19 protein-coding genes are annotated in these 16,852 nt (G+C 44.4%); 14 read left to right on the forward strand and 5 right to left on the reverse strand.

The window, feature by feature from the left end:
• A partial coding sequence (locus tag R7O12_RS21990; protein ID WP_318126382.1) for a YeaC family protein occupies window positions 1-155 on the reverse strand: 155 nt, incomplete at its 3' end.
• Window positions 156-256: 101 nt separating this feature from the next.
• Here R7O12_RS21990 and R7O12_RS21995 point away from each other — a divergent pair.
• Window positions 257-1,078: a DUF2989 domain-containing protein gene (locus R7O12_RS21995; protein ID WP_017821139.1), complete on the forward strand. Its 822-nt coding sequence runs from the start codon at window positions 257-259 to the stop codon at window positions 1,076-1,078.
• A gap of 117 nt (window positions 1,079-1,195) precedes the next feature.
• Here the strand turns inward: R7O12_RS21995 and msrB are convergent, their stop codons facing one another.
• Window positions 1,196-1,603 carry a peptide-methionine (R)-S-oxide reductase MsrB gene (msrB, locus tag R7O12_RS22000; protein WP_005380698.1) on the reverse strand — a complete coding sequence of 136 codons (408 nt, stop codon included), beginning with the start codon at window positions 1,601-1,603 and terminating at the stop codon, window positions 1,196-1,198.
• 337 nt (window positions 1,604-1,940) lie between these two features.
• Between msrB and gap the strand changes: the two genes are divergently transcribed.
• The 10 genes from gap (at window position 1,941) to R7O12_RS22050 (ending at window position 12,041) form a co-directional block, all read left to right on the forward strand.
• Entirely contained in the window at window positions 1,941-2,936 is a 996-nt protein-coding gene (gene gap, locus R7O12_RS22005; RefSeq protein WP_005380697.1) for a type I glyceraldehyde-3-phosphate dehydrogenase, read from the forward strand.
• A gap of 156 nt (window positions 2,937-3,092) precedes the next feature.
• Window positions 3,093-3,977, forward strand: a complete 885-nt coding sequence (locus R7O12_RS22010; protein ID WP_064368686.1) for a D-hexose-6-phosphate mutarotase — start codon at window positions 3,093-3,095, stop codon at window positions 3,975-3,977.
• 197 nt (window positions 3,978-4,174) lie between these two features.
• Window positions 4,175-6,211, forward strand: coding sequence for a methyl-accepting chemotaxis protein (locus tag R7O12_RS22015; protein WP_151515028.1), 2,037 nt, complete (start codon window positions 4,175-4,177; stop codon window positions 6,209-6,211).
• A gap of 96 nt (window positions 6,212-6,307) precedes the next feature.
• Entirely contained in the window at window positions 6,308-7,135 is an 828-nt protein-coding gene (rlmA, locus tag R7O12_RS22020) for a 23S rRNA (guanine(745)-N(1))-methyltransferase (protein WP_132936857.1), read from the forward strand.
• A 97-nt stretch (window positions 7,136-7,232) separates the two neighbouring features.
• The gene (locus R7O12_RS22025; RefSeq protein ID WP_318126378.1) at window positions 7,233-8,180 is read left to right on the forward strand and encodes a ChaN family lipoprotein; all 948 of its coding nucleotides are present in this window, start codon (window positions 7,233-7,235) and stop codon (window positions 8,178-8,180) included.
• Between the two features lie 251 nt (window positions 8,181-8,431).
• On the forward strand, window positions 8,432-8,791 hold the full coding sequence (locus R7O12_RS22030) for a hypothetical protein (protein WP_258481876.1): 360 nt from the start codon (window positions 8,432-8,434) through the stop codon (window positions 8,789-8,791).
• A gap of 398 nt (window positions 8,792-9,189) precedes the next feature.
• The gene (locus tag R7O12_RS22035) at window positions 9,190-10,767 is read left to right on the forward strand and encodes an alkaline phosphatase (RefSeq protein WP_047104402.1); all 1,578 of its coding nucleotides are present in this window, start codon (window positions 9,190-9,192) and stop codon (window positions 10,765-10,767) included.
• Window positions 10,768-10,903: 136 nt separating this feature from the next.
• Window positions 10,904-11,203, forward strand: a complete 300-nt coding sequence (locus R7O12_RS22040) for a ribbon-helix-helix domain-containing protein (protein WP_005384938.1) — start codon at window positions 10,904-10,906, stop codon at window positions 11,201-11,203.
• Between the two features lie 140 nt (window positions 11,204-11,343).
• Window positions 11,344-11,739 carry a VOC family protein gene (locus R7O12_RS22045; protein WP_005380685.1) on the forward strand — a complete coding sequence of 132 codons (396 nt, stop codon included), beginning with the start codon at window positions 11,344-11,346 and terminating at the stop codon, window positions 11,737-11,739.
• A 17-nt stretch (window positions 11,740-11,756) separates the two neighbouring features.
• Entirely contained in the window at window positions 11,757-12,041 is a 285-nt protein-coding gene (locus tag R7O12_RS22050) for a putative quinol monooxygenase (RefSeq protein WP_213880855.1), read from the forward strand.
• Between the two features lie 69 nt (window positions 12,042-12,110).
• Here the strand turns inward: R7O12_RS22050 and R7O12_RS22055 are convergent, their stop codons facing one another.
• The gene (locus R7O12_RS22055) at window positions 12,111-13,790 is read right to left on the reverse strand and encodes a mechanosensitive ion channel family protein (protein ID WP_182039078.1); all 1,680 of its coding nucleotides are present in this window, start codon (window positions 13,788-13,790) and stop codon (window positions 12,111-12,113) included.
• 191 nt (window positions 13,791-13,981) lie between these two features.
• Window positions 13,982-14,422, reverse strand: a complete 441-nt coding sequence (locus tag R7O12_RS22060) for a YcgN family cysteine cluster protein (protein WP_005384948.1) — start codon at window positions 14,420-14,422, stop codon at window positions 13,982-13,984.
• A gap of 188 nt (window positions 14,423-14,610) precedes the next feature.
• On the opposite strand from R7O12_RS22060, the gene R7O12_RS22065 reads away from it, so the two are divergent.
• The 3 genes from R7O12_RS22065 (at window position 14,611) to aqpZ (ending at window position 16,175) form a co-directional block, all read left to right on the forward strand.
• Window positions 14,611-14,859, forward strand: a complete 249-nt coding sequence (locus tag R7O12_RS22065; RefSeq protein ID WP_005380625.1) for a GlsB/YeaQ/YmgE family stress response membrane protein — start codon at window positions 14,611-14,613, stop codon at window positions 14,857-14,859.
• A 137-nt stretch (window positions 14,860-14,996) separates the two neighbouring features.
• Window positions 14,997-15,245, forward strand: coding sequence for a YkgJ family cysteine cluster protein (locus R7O12_RS22070; RefSeq protein ID WP_017820793.1), 249 nt, complete (start codon window positions 14,997-14,999; stop codon window positions 15,243-15,245).
• A gap of 231 nt (window positions 15,246-15,476) precedes the next feature.
• Window positions 15,477-16,175 (forward strand): aquaporin Z, encoded by a 699-nt coding sequence (gene aqpZ, locus R7O12_RS22075; protein WP_318105518.1) that lies wholly within the window; start codon window positions 15,477-15,479, stop codon window positions 16,173-16,175.
• Window positions 16,176-16,226: 51 nt separating this feature from the next.
• Here aqpZ and recR read toward each other — a convergent pair whose 3' ends face one another.
• Window positions 16,227-16,826: a recombination mediator RecR gene (gene recR, locus R7O12_RS22080; RefSeq protein ID WP_005380619.1), complete on the reverse strand. Its 600-nt coding sequence runs from the start codon at window positions 16,824-16,826 to the stop codon at window positions 16,227-16,229.
• Between the last annotated feature and the right edge of the window lie 26 nt (window positions 16,827-16,852).

Consider the following 16,852-nt stretch of genomic DNA (forward strand, 5'->3'; position numbering starts at 1 on the left):
TGTTTTGATTGATACAACATCACAGCTTGCATACACGAATCTCGCTGCTCTTTAGAAAGTGTTGTACCCTCAGGCCATCTTCCCGTTTCTACTGCATACACTAAGCGATCATAAACTTCTGGAGTCATCGCTTGTAATAGTTGTTCTGCGTCCATAGTGTACCTTCTTATTACATTCTATTTACAGAACATAACGGGTTAAGAAACTGAGTCAAGAATACGAAAATGAATTGGTGTAACGGATCACAAGCAAAGCCATGAAAAGAACAAACTGGTTACTTCTCAGCCTCGCATGTTTTGCGCTATCGGGCTGTTTTGAAGGTAACGTGACAACCGAAGAGTTGTGCCAAAAAACACCAGAGCTGCGTTGCGAGCAGCTCAATATGGATGACGGCCAATGTCGAATTCCAAGAACAAATTTGGTTTGGCATCGGTTTGAGCAATTGAAAAACCCATCAGAGGCCAACCAAATCATCGAATACGGTCTGGTCGCTGAATATAGGAAATGCTTAGAACTCGCCTCCCAGATCACCCCTATTGATCAAAGTGCTCTCAAAAGACAACGCTTTAATGCATTGGTACACAGTATTGATGAGCTAGAGCGCATCGTAAACGAGTTAAAAGGCTCAGAAGACCCGGCTACTTTGTATTTCTTATGGTCTCAAACGGGAGATACTCAAGCTCGGCGCGCATTTTTACAAATGGAAGGGTCTCCCCAATTAAATAATGCTGAGATGCAATATGCATTAGCCACTTTTTATACCAACCGAGATACCAAGAAAACCCTGGAGCTTCTTAATAACGCGTTGTCTTTATCTGATGAAGACAACATCAATCCGGTCATTCTCAAGTCAATGGCAAGTATTCATCAGGGGCTTGGAGACAAAGAGCAAGCGTATCTATGGGCAATGGTCGCGAAAAGATTCGACGTACCGCTTGCTGATGAAAAGCAGCTCCAACGTATGTTCAATTTCAGTCATCCAGAGCGATATAAGCAGTTGGATGAATTAGCCGAATCGGTGGCGAAAGCCATAGAGAAAGGTATCTATTCCCCAGCAATGATACCCAGTGAGATATAAACGAAAAACTCCCGCAATGAGCGGGAGTTTTTATTTAAGTCGAGCGACACTCAGATCACTGTTGAGCTTGAATCATCCTGAAAGGATAAAACAATCTCGAGCACAATTTTGTCGTTATTATTCTGATTTGTTGAAAATTAACGACACAGAATTAACACAAAAACGCTCTCCTGTGGTCTGTGGGCCATCTTCAAAAACGTGCCCTAGATGGCTATCACACGTTGCACAACGAATCTCTGTACGTACCATTCCGTGACTTAGATCTTCTAAATAACGCACCGCTTGATCGTTGATAGGCGCATCAAAACTTGGCCATCCGCAGCCAGAGTCATACTTGTTATCAGAGACAAAGAGAGGGGCATTACAACAAGTACAAGCATAAACACCAGTTTCCTTATTATGCAGTAGCTTACCGCTGAAAGGAGGCTCTGTACCTTGCTCTCGGCAAACACGGAACTCTTCATCAGACAGTTGCTCACGCCACTGTTCATCTGACTTCGTCACTTTTTTCCCGCTTTGTTCCACGACTTTCGGCTCCTTATTTACTGTTCTTGGTATTGACTTTTTTAGCAAAAAACTTGCTTCTCTTAACAGTTGTAGCACATACTTTCTCACCAGGACACCATGCGTAATTAATTTGATAAGAGCACTTATCTCACCAGTTATATTACGCCAACTGGGCTACAGAAGAATCAGTTAAAAGTTTAAAAAACGTACATTTGCAAAGAATTGTTAAAAAAAGCGTCGCTTTTTTTTGACTTTAAACAAGTTAAGTCCGATTATCACTTGCAGATGTTTACTGGATTCTGTAATTTTACTACCAGTTATCTTTAATCAGAAATTAAGTTGTGGAGCAACTATAATGACTATCAAAGTAGGTATTAACGGTTTTGGCCGTATCGGTCGTTTCGTATTCCGTGCAGCGCAAGAGCGCAACGACATCGAAGTAGTAGGTATTAACGACCTTATCGATGTAGATTACATGGCATACATGCTTAAGTATGACTCAACTCACGGCCGTTTCAACGGTACTGTTGAAGTTGAAGGCGGTAACCTAATCGTTAACGGTAAAACTGTACGTGTTACTGCAGAGCGCAACCCTGAAGACCTAAAATGGGACGAAATCGGTGTTGACGTTGTAGCTGAAGCAACTGGTCTTTTCCTAACTGACGAGACTGCACGTAAGCACATCACTGCTGGCGCGAAAAAAGTTGTACTAACTGGTCCTTCTAAAGACGCTACTCCAATGTTCGTTAACGGCGTAAACTTCGACACTTACGCTGGTCAAGACATCGTTTCTAACGCTTCTTGTACTACTAACTGTCTAGCGCCTATCGCTAAAGTTCTTAACGACAAGTTCGGTATCGAATCTGGTCTTATGACTACAGTTCACGCAACTACAGCAACTCAAAAAACTGTAGATGGTCCTTCTGCTAAAGACTGGCGCGGTGGTCGTGGTGCTTCTCAAAACATCATCCCATCTTCAACTGGTGCTGCTAAAGCTGTAGGCGTTGTACTTCCAGAAGTAAACGGCAAACTAACTGGTATGGCTTTCCGTGTACCAACTGCTAACGTTTCTGTAGTTGACCTAACTGTTAACCTAGTTAACGGTGCTTCTTACGAAGACATCTGTAAAGCGATGAAAGAAGCTTCTGAAGGCGAACTAAAAGGCGTTCTAGGCTACACTGAAGATGCAGTTGTATCTCAAGACTTCATCGGCGAAGTTTGCACTTCAGTATTCGATGCTAAAGCTGGTATCGCGCTAACTGACAAATTCGTTAAAGTTGTATCTTGGTACGACAACGAAATCGGTTACTCAAACAAAGTTCTAGACCTAATCGCTCACATCTCTAAGTAATTAGAAAGTTAGCAATTAGCGAATAACTTCGTTAAAGAAAAGGCGGCTCTAGAGTCGCCTTTTTTGTATCTGGAATTTGAGAGAATGCAGGCTCGATGTTGCATTTAATGTGCGAAGCGCGTCTAAAAGCTCTCCCCCAGCGATAGGAAACTACACATGGATTTAAAAACTCTCCCAGCCCTAACGGTGCTATCTGATAACGTCACTATCGTTGAAGTTGATCAGATAAAAATCGTCCGCGTGATTCATGACAAAGCAACGGCAGGCATCTCGCTACACGGTGGTCATGTCGTGTCGTTCACGCCTGAAGGTCAAGAAGATCTGATCTGGATGAGCGAAAAAGCTGTCTTCGATGGTAAAGCTGCTCTTCGCGGTGGTATTCCGGTTTGTTGGCCTTGGTTTGGGCGTATTGCTGCTCCAGCTCACGGCTTTGCCCGCACCGCAGAATGGGAGTTGGTTGAACATCGTGAGAACCATAACGGTGTGATTGTTGAACTTGCTCTGTTCCCGACAGAAGAAATCCACGATATTTGGCCCCATATGTTTGACGCTCGTTTGGTGATTGAAGTGGGCGATGAGCTAAAAGTGACGCTCAAAGTCATGAACATTGATGACGAGGCTTGGACCTTCTCTGGCGCATTACATACTTACCTAAACGTTGGAGACATTAAGCAAGCACAAACGACAGGCATGGGTGCCGAGTACATTGATAGCTTGAAAGCTGATGCGGTATGCCAAGGTGGTAATGTTCTACAACTAACTGACACCATTGACCGCGTTTACACGCAACCAGAAGCGAAAATTTTGGTAAAAGACCCGGTATTGGATCGTACGCTAAGCGTACACAACCAAGGCCACAACTCAGCAGTATTATGGAACCCTTGGGCAGAAGGTGCGCAAAGCATGGGTGACATGGCTGACGATGGTTATCAAACCATGTTGTGTGTGGAGTCTACTGTTCATGCACCAAGTATTGAGCAAGGTCAAACCCTCCAACCAGGTGAGACACATGAACTTGTCACTGTCATTTCAGCGCAGTAAGAATCACCATATAAAGGCCGGGATACCCGGCTTTTTTTGTAATAAAAGCTCTGCTTAGATGGTCCTATCTTTACTAACTTATTGGTTACTGGTCACTTTTGACGGTTTCATTAATAAATATCAAAAAAATTGATCATATAAACCGATAGCATACCGATACAAAACTCATAAATAATAAAAATATCAGGAATTAGTCTATGTTAGAGAGATACCGAAATCAAAGTGTCGGATTCCAGTTGAAACTGGTGATCACTTTGTGTCTATTCATTGCTTTCAGCAGTATTGCAGCGCTTGTTTACCGCAACGCTTCCGATGTTCTATTGGAAAGCACACTGAAAGAACACCAATCTAAAGTAGAATCAATGGCAAAAACCATTGCTGGCCAATTCGATGCTTACCTGCACACCGCTAAAGTCCTCGAATCTACTTTTCGCAATGGCTACCTTGCCGGTGTCTATGTCGAAAATTACACGGTTGACTTCATGGGACATGAAGTACCAAACATCACTCAATACAGTGAAAGCTTAATTAATGACACCAAGTTGGTCGACAGTTTCACACGTGATACCGGCGCTATAGCAACGCTATTCGCACCATTGGGTGACGACTTTATTCGGGTGTCCACCTCCCTAAAAGATCCACAAGGTCAGCGAGCGGTCGGAACCACGCTAGGCATCAACCATCCTGGTTATCAGCAACTTAAAGCAGGACAACCGTATTACGCTCAAATTAAATTGTATGGCGAGCGCTACATTACCTACTATGCCCCAATCAAAGATGCGACAGGAAAGGTAGCAGGCCTATCGTTTATTGGCTTACCAGTAGACCAAGCGACACAAACCTTATTCGATGCACTCGAAGAGATAAAATGGGGCGACACTGGTTACACCATTATCGTTGATAACGACGAAAACAATCTTGGTAAATACCTACTTCATCCAGCAAAAAGCGGCTCAGATTCGTCAATACTAGAAGTCGCCGACTACAATGGTCACAAGCCTTTTGGCCAGATTTTCGAACAATCTAGTGGATTAATTCGCTACCCTTTCGAGTACCAAGGTAACGTAGGCGAAAAGTATCTTGTCTACACAGAGGTTCCAGGTTGGAACTGGAAACTGCTAGGCGGTACGTTTATCAAAGAAGTTACAAAAGGTAGCGACACGCTTCTCACACTCATTGCCATCATTTCTTCGGTAGCGGCAATCATTACTTTTGTTGTACTGACACTTTTCTTGAATCGCAGCTTACAACCTCTCACGACTCTAAACTCATACATGACTCGCTTAGCCGGCGGCGAAGTCAGCTTGAGCATCCCAGCGTCTCGTAAAGCATCAAAGAATGAAATTACGAACCTGAGCTCGGGTGTCGCCAGTATGGCAAGTCAGCTCAATGAACTTGTCGGTAAGATCCGTTCAACAAGCGACTTAGTGGAGAGCAACTCCACCAGCGTTGCCAACGATGCACATAGCAATTTGACCCAAGCCGACCGACAACAACAAGAAGTCGAGCAAGTTGTGACAGCGATTGAAGAAATGGCCTCTTCCGCTCAATCTGTCGCACAACAAGTCGAAAGCATTGCGGAAAACGTACGCTCAGCAAATACCGATAGCCAGTCTGGTCTCGCGATTGTTGAAGGCGTATGTATCGACGTTGCTCAACTTAACGATCAATTGGATCAATCAGCAACGGCTATCGAGCAAGTAAATCGCGATAGCGAGAGTATTCAAACCGTCACTAAAATGATTGATGAAATTGCTGAGCAAACCAATTTACTTGCCTTGAATGCCGCCATTGAAGCAGCACGAGCAGGTGAACAAGGTCGTGGCTTCGCAGTTGTAGCAGATGAAGTGCGCACACTTGCGCACCGAACCCAAAGCTCAGTTCAGGATGTCGTGGAAATTATCGAGAAACTAAAAGGGTCGACTCATAATGCAGTTAATATGATGACAGACAGCCAACGCAGTGCAAACCAGGTCTTGGACAAAGCACAAGACGCGGGCACAGCATTAGAAGCCATCGCAGTACAAGTGCAGTCGATAGCCTCTCAAGCCGACGCCATTGCAGCGACTTCAGAAGAACAAGCTCAAGTTTCACAAGAAATTGCAGCAAATGCCCATTCTATCAGTGAACTTAACCGAGAAAGCCGCAACACGAGCGCAAAAACCTCGCAAAGTGCCATTGAACTTCAACAACAAGCACGAAACTTGAAAGAGCAAGTCGACTTCTTCCACTAATACTTAATAAGAGCCGACCCAGTCGGCTCTTTTTGTTTCACTTGAGACCATGCTTTTTGATAGAATTTGCCGCCCTACTTTCTGTTCGAGATCGTCATGAACTATCAATGCCCTCTATGCCACCAAACTCTAGCGTTAAATGAAAAAACGTTTAAGTGCGAAAACAATCATCAGTTTGACTTAGCAAAAGAAGGCTACGTTAACTTGATGCCAGCGCACCACAAACGTTCTAAAGATCCTGGTGACAACAAAGAGATGATGCAAGCTCGTCGTCGATTCCTTGAAGGAGATTACTACAACCCAATGCGCCAAGAAGTGGCGCAGCTGTGTGCAACATACACTGAGGGGAGCACCCATCAATTATTAGATATTGGTTGTGGTGAAGGTTACTACACAGATCAAGTACAAAAGACGATAGAAACACAAGCGAACCATGCCACGATTTATGGCTTAGACATTTCCAAAGTTGCCATTCGTTACGCGGCGAAGCGTTACACGCACTGCAATTTTAGTGTGGCTTCTAGTCACCGACTTCCCTTCGCAAATGAATCCTTAGATGCCATTTTGCGCATTTATGCCCCTTGTAAAGCTGAGGAGCTGCAGCGCGTTGTAAAAAACGACGGCGTTGTTGTCACGGTTACTCCTGCTAGTCGCCACTTATACCAACTGCGTGAGCGTATTTATCAAGAAGTTCGTCTTCACAATGAAGAACCAGAACATATTGAAGGGTTTGAATTAGAGCACCAGCAGCATCTTAACTATGTTATGGACTTGAAAAACGGAGCCGCAATCGATTTATTGCAAATGACGCCATTCGCATGGAAAGCAACCGATGCTCTTCGTGAAGAGTTGAAATCCGCTACACTTTTCCAATGTGAGGCTGATTTTATGTTGCGTGTATATCGCAAAAAAACACTCAATTAATAAGTCAAAAAAACAACAAACGCAAATAGTTATCATTTATATTGATTCATTGCTCAGCCTCCATTAATATCATCCGGACATTTTTGGAGGCTTTTCAATGCGCTTTTCTACTTTGAGCTTGCTCTTTGCAGGCTTACTTACTGGTTGCTCTTCATATACGCACACCAACTCTCACGCAACCTCAGCGGAAGTCACTAGTTTTTACGACTACCAACTATACACCCCTTCTGGCGAGCACATCGCTCTAAGCAAACTGCCAATTGAGCTGCAACAAGCAGATGTCATTCTTATTGGTGAATGGCACACACACGCCGGCATTCATCGCTTTCAAACCGATATGCTCAAACAACTTACGTCCTACGACCGCTCACTCGCGTTATCTATGGAACAATTTACCCGCGACAAACAACCTGTTGTTGACGCTTACCTACGTGGGGAGATCGGCGAACAGTACTCAATGAAACAAGCCAACGCTTGGCCCAATTATGAAAGCGACTATCGCCCTCTCGTGGAGTTTGCTAAGCAGAAGAATCTCCCGGTCATTGCAGCAAATGCACCAAAGAGCATTGTCCGATGCATTGGTCGACAAGGGCTAGATTACATTAACAAGCTCGATGATGATCAGCGGATGTTCATTGCACAAGCCATCAACACTGGTAGTAGTCCGTACAAAGAAAAGTTCATGGCATCCATGCATCACGGTAAGCCAGAGCAGACGGAAAAACAGTTTGCAGCTCAAGTTACTTGGGATGAAACTATGGCGGAATCTATCGTTAGCTACCTAGATGACAACCCAGGCGCTCAGGTTGTCCATGTTGCAGGCAAGTTTCACACCGAGCAAGGGTTGGGTACGGCAGCATCAATCTTAAGCCGCAACCCGAGCTTAAAAGTGGTTGTAATTAGCCCAACAGATAACGTGCTTTCCGATAATACTGACTATCAGTTAGAGGTTCTCGCACCACCAGTACGGTATGTACAAGATGCTCACCGAATGGCGGCATATCAACATCTAACTAAACGCAATAACGATCTTCAATGTAAGTAGTTGGTCTTCAATTTAAGTTACTACCTTGCCGTTGCGTTGCATCATCACACCGCTCCGAGTTCATTGAGTGACAAGGGTCTGCTTCCTGCTGGTCTATTTTTTGCTAAAGATCACCAATAGAAACTAGAAGCGGCAAAAGCAGACCTGTTTTTATCCAAATAGCTTCAGAAATAAACTTTGCCGCCGATAAAAATATAACTGCTTTTTACCCGCACTCAGTGACCGAGTGTCGATGTTCCAAGGAGTATTCGATGAATCCAGTAGGAAGCACTTCTGTTAATAGCTATGCCAAACAATCTGTCGCCTCTAAACAAGCAAGTATTGCACAAGAAGAAACTAGTGCTTCGCCGCTGAAAGTCGAACACAATAAGGTGACGCTTTCGATCGAAGGCAAAGCGCTACTTGCCGTTCTGCAACAAATCGAGCACGACAGCAAGAAAATAGAAGCAGAAGATAAATCTGTTGGTGAAAAGGTCGAATCTTTCACGCATGGTGCGCTTGGCATGGATCACCCCGATAAAATCGAGAAAGAAGAGGATGGCTCATATTCTGCGGGTCAATACCTTTCTGCGGCACTTACCGTTGGTGGCATCATATTGGCATTAGTCTGATAACCAGTCTGATAATCGTCACGACAACAAATCCTATTTGAGCCAAACACTTACTGCAGCCCATAATTTAATAAGCCAAAGAACGATATGATGCAAACGTAAGTGAATTCGACCGCTCTTGTGGCCCGATAATACATGCTCGTTTATTGCTCCCTAAACTAGGTTTCTTGTGAAGGCACTGAATGGATAACTTTAGTCCATGCTTTCAACTCCTAAGCGTAATCCAAGCCCACGTTTGTGGGCTTTCTTCTTTCCAAACTAACGAACGATAGAGAGCGACTCATTTTTTCTGCAAAACCAAACAAAAACGACAATTTGGTTAAACTTTTATTACCGACACAAAACCTTCATAAATCATTGCTTTAATGCCTGCGCTTTCAATAAACAAGGAAAATATAATGAAGCGCTTAGTATCTCCAATCGTTACGGCAGTGGCTGCATCTACCCTCTCTTTCAACGCACTCTCAGCTGAAATCAAAAACGTCATTTTGATGATCGGCGACGGCATGGGTCCTCAACAAGTTGGTTTACTCGAGACCTACGCAAAACACGCACCTAACTCGGTTTACAAAGGCGAAAGCACAGCGTTATACAAACTCGCTCAAGAAGGTGTGATTGGATCATCACTGACCAATCCAGAAGATGCAATTGTCGTCGACTCTGCGTGCTCAGCTACGATGCTAGCGACAGGAATCCCTACCGCTTCTGAAGTCATTGGCATTGATAGCCAAGGCAACCATGTCGAAACTATTTTGGAAAAAGCCAAAAGTAAAGGTAAGGCAACAGGGCTCGTCTCTGATACACGCATGACCCACGCAACGCCAGCAGCATTTGCCGCTCATCAACCACATCGTTCACTAGAAAACAGTATTGCGGCGGATATGCTCGAAACTGGCGTAGACGTGATGATGTCTGGGGGACTTCGTCATTGGATTCCAAAGTCGACAAACGACAAGGGAGAGACATACGAGCAACTTGAAAAGCTCACTCAAGGTAATGTCTACCTAAAATCGAAACGCAAAGACGAACGCAACTTGCTTGCCGAAGCGCAAGACCAAGGCTATAGCTTAGCTTTCAGCCGCGATATGCTCACACAAGCTAAAGGTGACAAATTACTTGGACTTTTTGCTTACTCGGGCATGAACGATGGTATTGCCTACAGTCAAAGCAAAAACGATCCAAAACGCACGCAGCCATCGCTGAAAGAAATGACCACCAAAGCAATCGACATTCTTTCAAAAGACAAAGACGGTTTTTTCTTGATGGTTGAAGGCGGCCAAATTGACTGGGCTGGCCACAGTAACGATGCAGGTACGATGCTGCATGAAATGCTTAAATTCGATGAAGCGGTAAACTCAGTTTATGAGTGGGCAAAAGGCCGTGATGACACCCTGATCATTGTTACTGCAGACCACGAAACCGGCTCTTTTGGCTTTAGCTACTCATCAGCAAACTTGCCTAAACCACAAAAACGCGACGGCGAAGCATTCAAAAATCAGGATTACGCGCCAAACTTCAACTTTGGTCAGTTCGAGATCCTCGATGGCTTATACAACCAAAAGAAAAGTTACTACGGCATGATCAGTGAATTCCAAGCGCTTGATAAGAAAGAGCAAACTCCAGAGAAGTTTGCGGAAGTCGTGAACGCAAATAGCGATTTTTCGATTACGCCTGAGCAAGCAGAACGCGTATTAGCAAGTAAACCAAATCCATACCGACTCGCTGGACACAAATACTTAAGCGAAGAGAACGTTCCGACAATCAATGACTTTGATGCTTTCTTTCCTTACAACGACCGTGGCAACTTGCTAGCGCGTGAGCATGCAACAAAGCAAAACACAGTATGGGGGACGGGTACTCATACGCATACTCCTGTCAACGTATTTGCTTGGGGACCTGCAGAAACTATCCTTCCAGTATCAAAAATCATGCACCACTCGCAACTAGGCGAGTACTTGAAGCAACAAATTAAATAATCAACTTGCACTTACTTCACAACTCGTGATGTTTCAACGCTCTCGCAAGGGAGCGTTTTTTTATGCATGAAAACAGTTGACGTTTTAAATCGTACACCACAATAATTATGGGTCTTTAATTATATGAATAAAGAAAATGTGCGAAATCTTTGCTAAGCAACCCCAAGACAACTATCAGTTCATCACCCGCTCTATCCGTATTGATGGTCACGCGACCAGTGTAAAACTTGAAGCGAGCTTTTGGACAATTCTTGAGGAAATCGCTAGTGCTCAAAACATGACGGTTCCTAAATTCATAAGCACTGTTTATCAAGAAGCACTCGAATACAATGGTGAAGTGAACAACTTTGCCTCCTTACTCAGATGCGCCTGCCTCACGTACGCTCGCCAACCTCAAGAGACCACTCGTCAAGCACTTGCGCAACTTAACAGTTAATAGCAACCAACCGACCAATAACCATCCTAAGCTATGTATCCGTATTATAACCCCTTGAGCATCTTCTAATTTGTCGTACTAGAGTACTACCCAGACTCCTTTTGAAATCGCTAACCTATGCGGACTATCAAGGAGTACCCATGACAAAAATGATTCACACCATGATCCGAGTAAGTGATCTGGACCGCTCTCTACAATTTTACTGTGACGTACTTGAACTAGAAGTCGCTGATCAATACATCTTTGATGGCTTTTCTCTAACCTATCTAGCCAACCAAGAAACAGGCTTTGAATTGGAACTGACGCACAATCACGACCAAAGTGAGCCCTACACTCACGGCTCAGGCTACGGCCACCTTGCCGTCAGCGTGGAGGACATTGAACAAGCCCACAAACGCATTAAATCTCTCGGCATTGAAACTGGTGACATCAAAGCCTTTGACCATCAACAAAAGCATTTAGCAACGTTCTTTTTTGTAACCGACCCTGATGGTTACAAAATTGAGTTCCTGCAACGCCAAGGGCGTTACCTATAACAAAAAGAGTAAACATTATGATGCACTTGACGGCTACCTTTCATGCACAACCGGGAAAAGAACAAGAGTTGAAAGAGGTACTTACCCAAGCGCTTGAGCCTACTCGCAATGAAGAAGGTTGCGTTCGTTATCAATTGTTCCAAGATAAAGACAATGCATGCCACTTCGTTTTTCAGGAGCAATTTAAAGACCAACAAGCATTTGAGCTTCATGGTAAAACAGAACACTTTGCTCTTTTGATTAGCCAGATCGACAACTTGTTAGAATGCGAGCCGAAACTGGTGTTCTTCGACGAACTGTAACAATAACGCTAACCGAAGATCAAAAAAGGCACTCTACCTAGAGTGCCTTTCACTTGTTAGGACCTGTGATTAAGCGTCTTGCTTCTCCACCATATGCAAATGCACATCTTGTTGTGGGAAAGGAATCGAAATACCTTCTCGGTCGAAGCGTAGTTTCACTTCTTTTGTCACATCCCAGTATACATCCCAGTAATCATCCGTTTTTACCCAAGGACGCACAATAAAATCTACAGAAGACGTATTTAATGTATGAACTTTGATCATTGGCTCTGGAGTGCGAAGTACCGAAGGGTGAGAGGTAATGATATCAGACAATACTGACTCCGCTTTTAAGAGGTCATCCGCATAGCCAATGCCAAACACCATATCCACGCGGCGAATGCGTTCATGCGTGACGTTCTTAATAACATCTCCCCAGATTTTGCTGTTAGGAACAATAATAATTTGGTTATCAAACGTACGAATTGTGGTGTTCACCAAACTCATATGGCTTACCTTGCCATCCACACCGCCAGCATACACAAAATCACCAACATCAAATGGGCGATAAATAAGCAGCATCATACCCGCCGCGAAGTTGGATAACGTGTCTTGCAACGCGAAACCAATAATCACACCAGCAATACCGAAACCGGTTAGGATTGGCGCTAGGTTCAAACCAAGCTGAGATAAGCCCACCATGATACCGATCACCCACACGAATTTGCCGGACATCGAGATAAAGAAGTCCTGCATCAAGTGGGAAAGTTTTAAGTTTTTCGATGCAACTGCTTTACGGACGACTTTGCGCGTTAACTTAGCCAGTCCGCGAGCGATCAATAAAATCAGCGCAAAAACAAACAACTGGAAGATATGCTGCGGTGCATTCTCGGCAAACCAATCCAGTGCCGAGTTGGACCAGTGACTCAATATTGACCACACAACTTTGGTATTTAGTAAATCATGGGTGATATTACCCGTCACTTCAAAAATTTGGCGTTTGTATTCAGACGTTTCTAAACCGACTTTATCACCAATTGAAATCAGGTTGCGTAAGCTTTCTGTCGCAATATTTAGCCTTTGTTTAGTAATGAGCTGACTAAGTTGCAACGACGCTTTTTCCGACTCTGGGCTAGACGAAAGTTGGGAGCCAATGATCTCACTTTGCTGACTCAAGTACTCAATAGAAGCAGACAGTAAGCGCATACGTTTATCAATTTTATCTTTTAGTTCCGCTTCTGCACGCTCGTTTTGGGCCCCTAGCTCCTTCAACCAAGCGAGATTTTGCCAGCTCGAATCGAAGCTAACATCAAGATAACGCTGTAGCTCTCGATAATCATTAACAAGAGCAAGCTTCTCTTCATCCTTAGCCTTATTTAAATCCTCGACGACTTTCTTTATTTTTTCCGATAGATAGTTCGTCGCATCCTCAGAGTATTGTTCTTGTTTTTTAACTAGCAAGATCAGCTTGTCGCGAGAGATAGTTTCACGTTCAATCGCTGACGCTAACTGGCTTCTTAATTCTTCATTCTTTTGGAATAGTTGCAGTTGAAGGGCGTCACGCTCGTCGCCACTCGCTTGCGAGAGGCTTTGGGATAAATCCACAATCTCTCGGTTCAAGTTGTCAATCGAGATTTCGGCTGCAGAAGGCTCTTGGATATCGTCAGTAGCAGTCGCATGAACAGCCATTGGGGAGAGCATAATGACGGCAAGTGCGAATAATGTCACCCAAGATGTCAGGCGCAGTTTCTGGGGGAAATGAAACGTCATGTTTACCTCATAGGGAACAATCCTGATCAAAACAATCAGGAATAGAAGTGTAAAGCGTTGAAATCATACTCCTAAGTTTACAACACTAAATAATAAACTGAGCAGCATTTCGTTAGCGAGACGTCAAAGTTGGGAGCCCCAATAGCAAACAAGCCTTTCATTTAATCAATGAAAGGCTTGTTTGTATTCGACTAAGGACGGTTGGGATGATTTAAAATATGGTCTTCCCAATCCACCACATCAATCTCGTAAACAACTTTGTTACGGACACTTTCCCCAGCCGCATGCATTGCGGACTTAGAGCCTGTAATCAACGGATGCCATTCTGGTAAAGGCTGCTTTTCAGCCAACAGACGGTAAGCGCACGTGTGTGGCAGCCAAGTAAAATCGTCGATGTCTTCTCGGGTCAGCTTGGTGCACTCTTCACCCGAAGTGAAACGGTTTGGGTAATCCTTACATGAACACGTTTTACTGTTCAGCCAGCTACAAGCCACATTGGTATAGTAGATTTCATCGGTATCTTCATCCATCAGCTTATGCAAACAACATTTGCCACAACCATCACAGAGAGATTCCCATTCCTCTTCTGTCATCTGCTCTAACGATTTACTTTGCCAAAATGGAGTGCTCATACTTCAGGTCTCACCAAGGGAATTTAGGGGGCGATTTATACTCTTCTCAACGCAAAAGTTCAAGTTTTGAGAAGATCTTGCATCCTTCCCACATAACGGTGGAGATATTCAACTACTTTCGTTTTACTGTTCTATCCTTAAACAAGTTTCCATTACTCAATTGATCAAGAAGGCATTAAGGAGTTTTCATGGGTATTATTTCTTGGATTATTTTGGGCTTAATCGCCGGCGCACTTGCTAAATGGCTCATGCCAGGAAAAGATGGGGGCGGTTGGATTGCAACAATGTTACTTGGTATTGCAGGGGCATTTGTAGGTGGCTTCCTTGGCGGCATTCTCGGTTTCGGCGGAGCAACTGGCGTCAACATTGGTAGTATCATTACCGCAACACTAGGCGCATTTATTCTGTTGTTTGTTTATAACCGTTTCTTAAAATAATCACGATGATTTAAAAGCAAAAAACCAAAAAGGGAGCGTAATGTTAAGCGCGCCCTTTTATTTTTTTCTTTCTTCACTCTTCCAATCCACGTCAAAATGACCATAATTACCCCCTTAATTTTTAAGAGGTTTACATTATGGATTGTCGATTAGGATGTGGAGCGTGCTGTATTGCGCCAAGTATCTCTTCACCAATACCTGGAATGCCCAAGGGCAAACCTGCAGGTGTTCGTTGTGTGCAACTCAACGACGACAATTTGTGCAAGCTATTTGGTAAGCCTGAACGCCCTAAAGTCTGTCACGATTTTAAACCGTGTCCGATTGTATGCGGCAACACCAATCAAGAAGCACTCGACAACATCACTGAATTAGAACAATTGACGTAATGCGACTCTAGACCACACGTTTAAAGTTAGTACCTCGGTTGTTTCTCTCCGAGGCAGTAATCAAAGCAAACTCAAGATTTAGCACTTCCCCCCCCTCTGCTTTTTATCTCACCCTTGAGAACTCTTGCCACATAGCGTTCCATTTGCGGTTTTTGCGCGATCTCCCTCACAATTTATTGACAATTCTCGACTATGTTCAGCGGGTCATTTAATTAAAGATCAGGAAAGAACATGAATAAGTATTTGGCTGAGGCTTTTGGCACGTTCTGGCTAGTGTTGGGCGGCTGTGGTAGCGCGGTGTTGGCTGCGGGTTTCCCTGAAGTGGGTATTGGTCTGTTGGGCGTTTCTTTGGCATTCGGTTTAACCGTTCTGACGATGGCATTTGCTATCGGTCATATTTCAGGTTGTCACTTGAACCCTGCAGTGACAGTTGGCCTTTGGACTGGCGGTCGTTTTGAGACAAAAGACGTTGCTCCCTACATCATCTCACAGGTGATCGGCGGGCTTATCGCAGGTGGCGTGCTTTACGTTATTGCATCTGGACAAGCAGGATTCGATGTTGTGGGTTCTGGCTTTGCCGCCAATGGTTATGGGGAACACTCTCCAGGCCAATACTCGATGATCGCTGCACTTGTGACTGAAGTTGCCATGACGATGATGTTCCTGATTGTCATTATGGGTGCAACAGACAAACGTGCGCCACAAGGCTTTGCACCTATCGCAATTGGCCTGTGTTTGACTCTCATTCACCTGATCAGCATTCCTGTCACCAATACGTCAGTAAACCCTGCTCGTAGCACGGCAGTCGCAGTATATGTGGGTGACTGGGCGGTTTCTCAGCTATGGCTGTTCTGGGTTGCGCCTATTGTGGGTGGCGTGCTTGGTGCGGTTATCTACAAAAACCTTCTTGGTGAAGAATCGAACGATTAATCGTTCCCAACTCCCAAGATCAAAAAAGCCGCTGAGTTCAGCGGCTTTTTATTAAATTCTGTGTCGACCTAATAGCGAATGTGACAACGTCGTGCCATCAACAAGCTCTAGCTCCCCACCGACAGGCACACCATGCGCGATGCGGCTGGCATCAACTTGGTGCTCTTTACATAGCTCTGCGATGTAGTGGGCAGTGGCTTCACCTTCAACTGTTGGGTTTGTCGCCAAAATCACTTCGGTAATATCACCGCGACGTAAGCGGTAATCAAGGACATCCAATCCAATATCACTTGGACCAATACCATCTAATGGCGACAAATGCCCCATAAGAACAAAATACCGACCAGAATATTGGCCTGTTGCTTCAACGGCTGCGATGTCTGCCGGGCTTTCTACCACACAAATTTGACCATTTTCTTGGCGTTTTGGGTTGGTACAAATGTGACAGACTTCTTCTTCGGTGAAGGTTCGACACTCAGTACAATGACCTATTTCTGTCATTGCCTGACTAAGCGCATCTGCAAGCTGCAAACCGCCTTTTCTATCGCGCTGTAACAAATGAAAGGCCATACGCTGCGCTGACTTGGGGCCAACCCCAGGTAGACAACGTAAGGCCTCCATCAATTGTTCCAGCATATGACTGGTACGCATTAAAAGTCCGCTTAATTAAGTATCAG

The sequence above is a fragment of the Vibrio sp. Vb1574 genome, assembly GCF_033338675.1.

Coding starts and splice junctions, on each gene's coding strand:
- R7O12_RS22035 (WP_047104402.1), top strand. CDS start 9,190: ATGAAGCGCTTAGTATCTCCAATCGTTACGGCAGTGGCTGCATCTACC.
- R7O12_RS22050 (WP_213880855.1), top strand. CDS start 11,757: ATGATGCACTTGACGGCTACCTTTCATGCACAACCGGGAAAAGAACAA.
- R7O12_RS22015 (WP_151515028.1), top strand. CDS start 4,175: ATGTTAGAGAGATACCGAAATCAAAGTGTCGGATTCCAGTTGAAACTG.
- R7O12_RS21995 (WP_017821139.1), top strand. CDS start 257: ATGAAAAGAACAAACTGGTTACTTCTCAGCCTCGCATGTTTTGCGCTA.
- R7O12_RS22060 (WP_005384948.1), bottom strand. CDS start 14,422: ATGAGCACTCCATTTTGGCAAAGTAAATCGTTAGAGCAGATGACAGAA.
- recR (WP_005380619.1), bottom strand. CDS start 16,826: ATGCGTACCAGTCATATGCTGGAACAATTGATGGAGGCCTTACGTTGT.
- R7O12_RS22065 (WP_005380625.1), top strand. CDS start 14,611: ATGGGTATTATTTCTTGGATTATTTTGGGCTTAATCGCCGGCGCACTT.
- rlmA (WP_132936857.1), top strand. CDS start 6,308: ATGAACTATCAATGCCCTCTATGCCACCAAACTCTAGCGTTAAATGAA.
- R7O12_RS22025 (WP_318126378.1), top strand. CDS start 7,233: ATGCGCTTTTCTACTTTGAGCTTGCTCTTTGCAGGCTTACTTACTGGT.
- R7O12_RS22030 (WP_258481876.1), top strand. CDS start 8,432: ATGAATCCAGTAGGAAGCACTTCTGTTAATAGCTATGCCAAACAATCT.
- R7O12_RS22040 (WP_005384938.1), top strand. CDS start 10,904: ATGTGCGAAATCTTTGCTAAGCAACCCCAAGACAACTATCAGTTCATC.
- gap (WP_005380697.1), top strand. CDS start 1,941: ATGACTATCAAAGTAGGTATTAACGGTTTTGGCCGTATCGGTCGTTTC.
- aqpZ (WP_318105518.1), top strand. CDS start 15,477: ATGAATAAGTATTTGGCTGAGGCTTTTGGCACGTTCTGGCTAGTGTTG.
- R7O12_RS22010 (WP_064368686.1), top strand. CDS start 3,093: ATGGATTTAAAAACTCTCCCAGCCCTAACGGTGCTATCTGATAACGTC.
- R7O12_RS22045 (WP_005380685.1), top strand. CDS start 11,344: ATGACAAAAATGATTCACACCATGATCCGAGTAAGTGATCTGGACCGC.
- R7O12_RS22070 (WP_017820793.1), top strand. CDS start 14,997: ATGGATTGTCGATTAGGATGTGGAGCGTGCTGTATTGCGCCAAGTATC.
- R7O12_RS22055 (WP_182039078.1), bottom strand. CDS start 13,790: ATGACGTTTCATTTCCCCCAGAAACTGCGCCTGACATCTTGGGTGACA.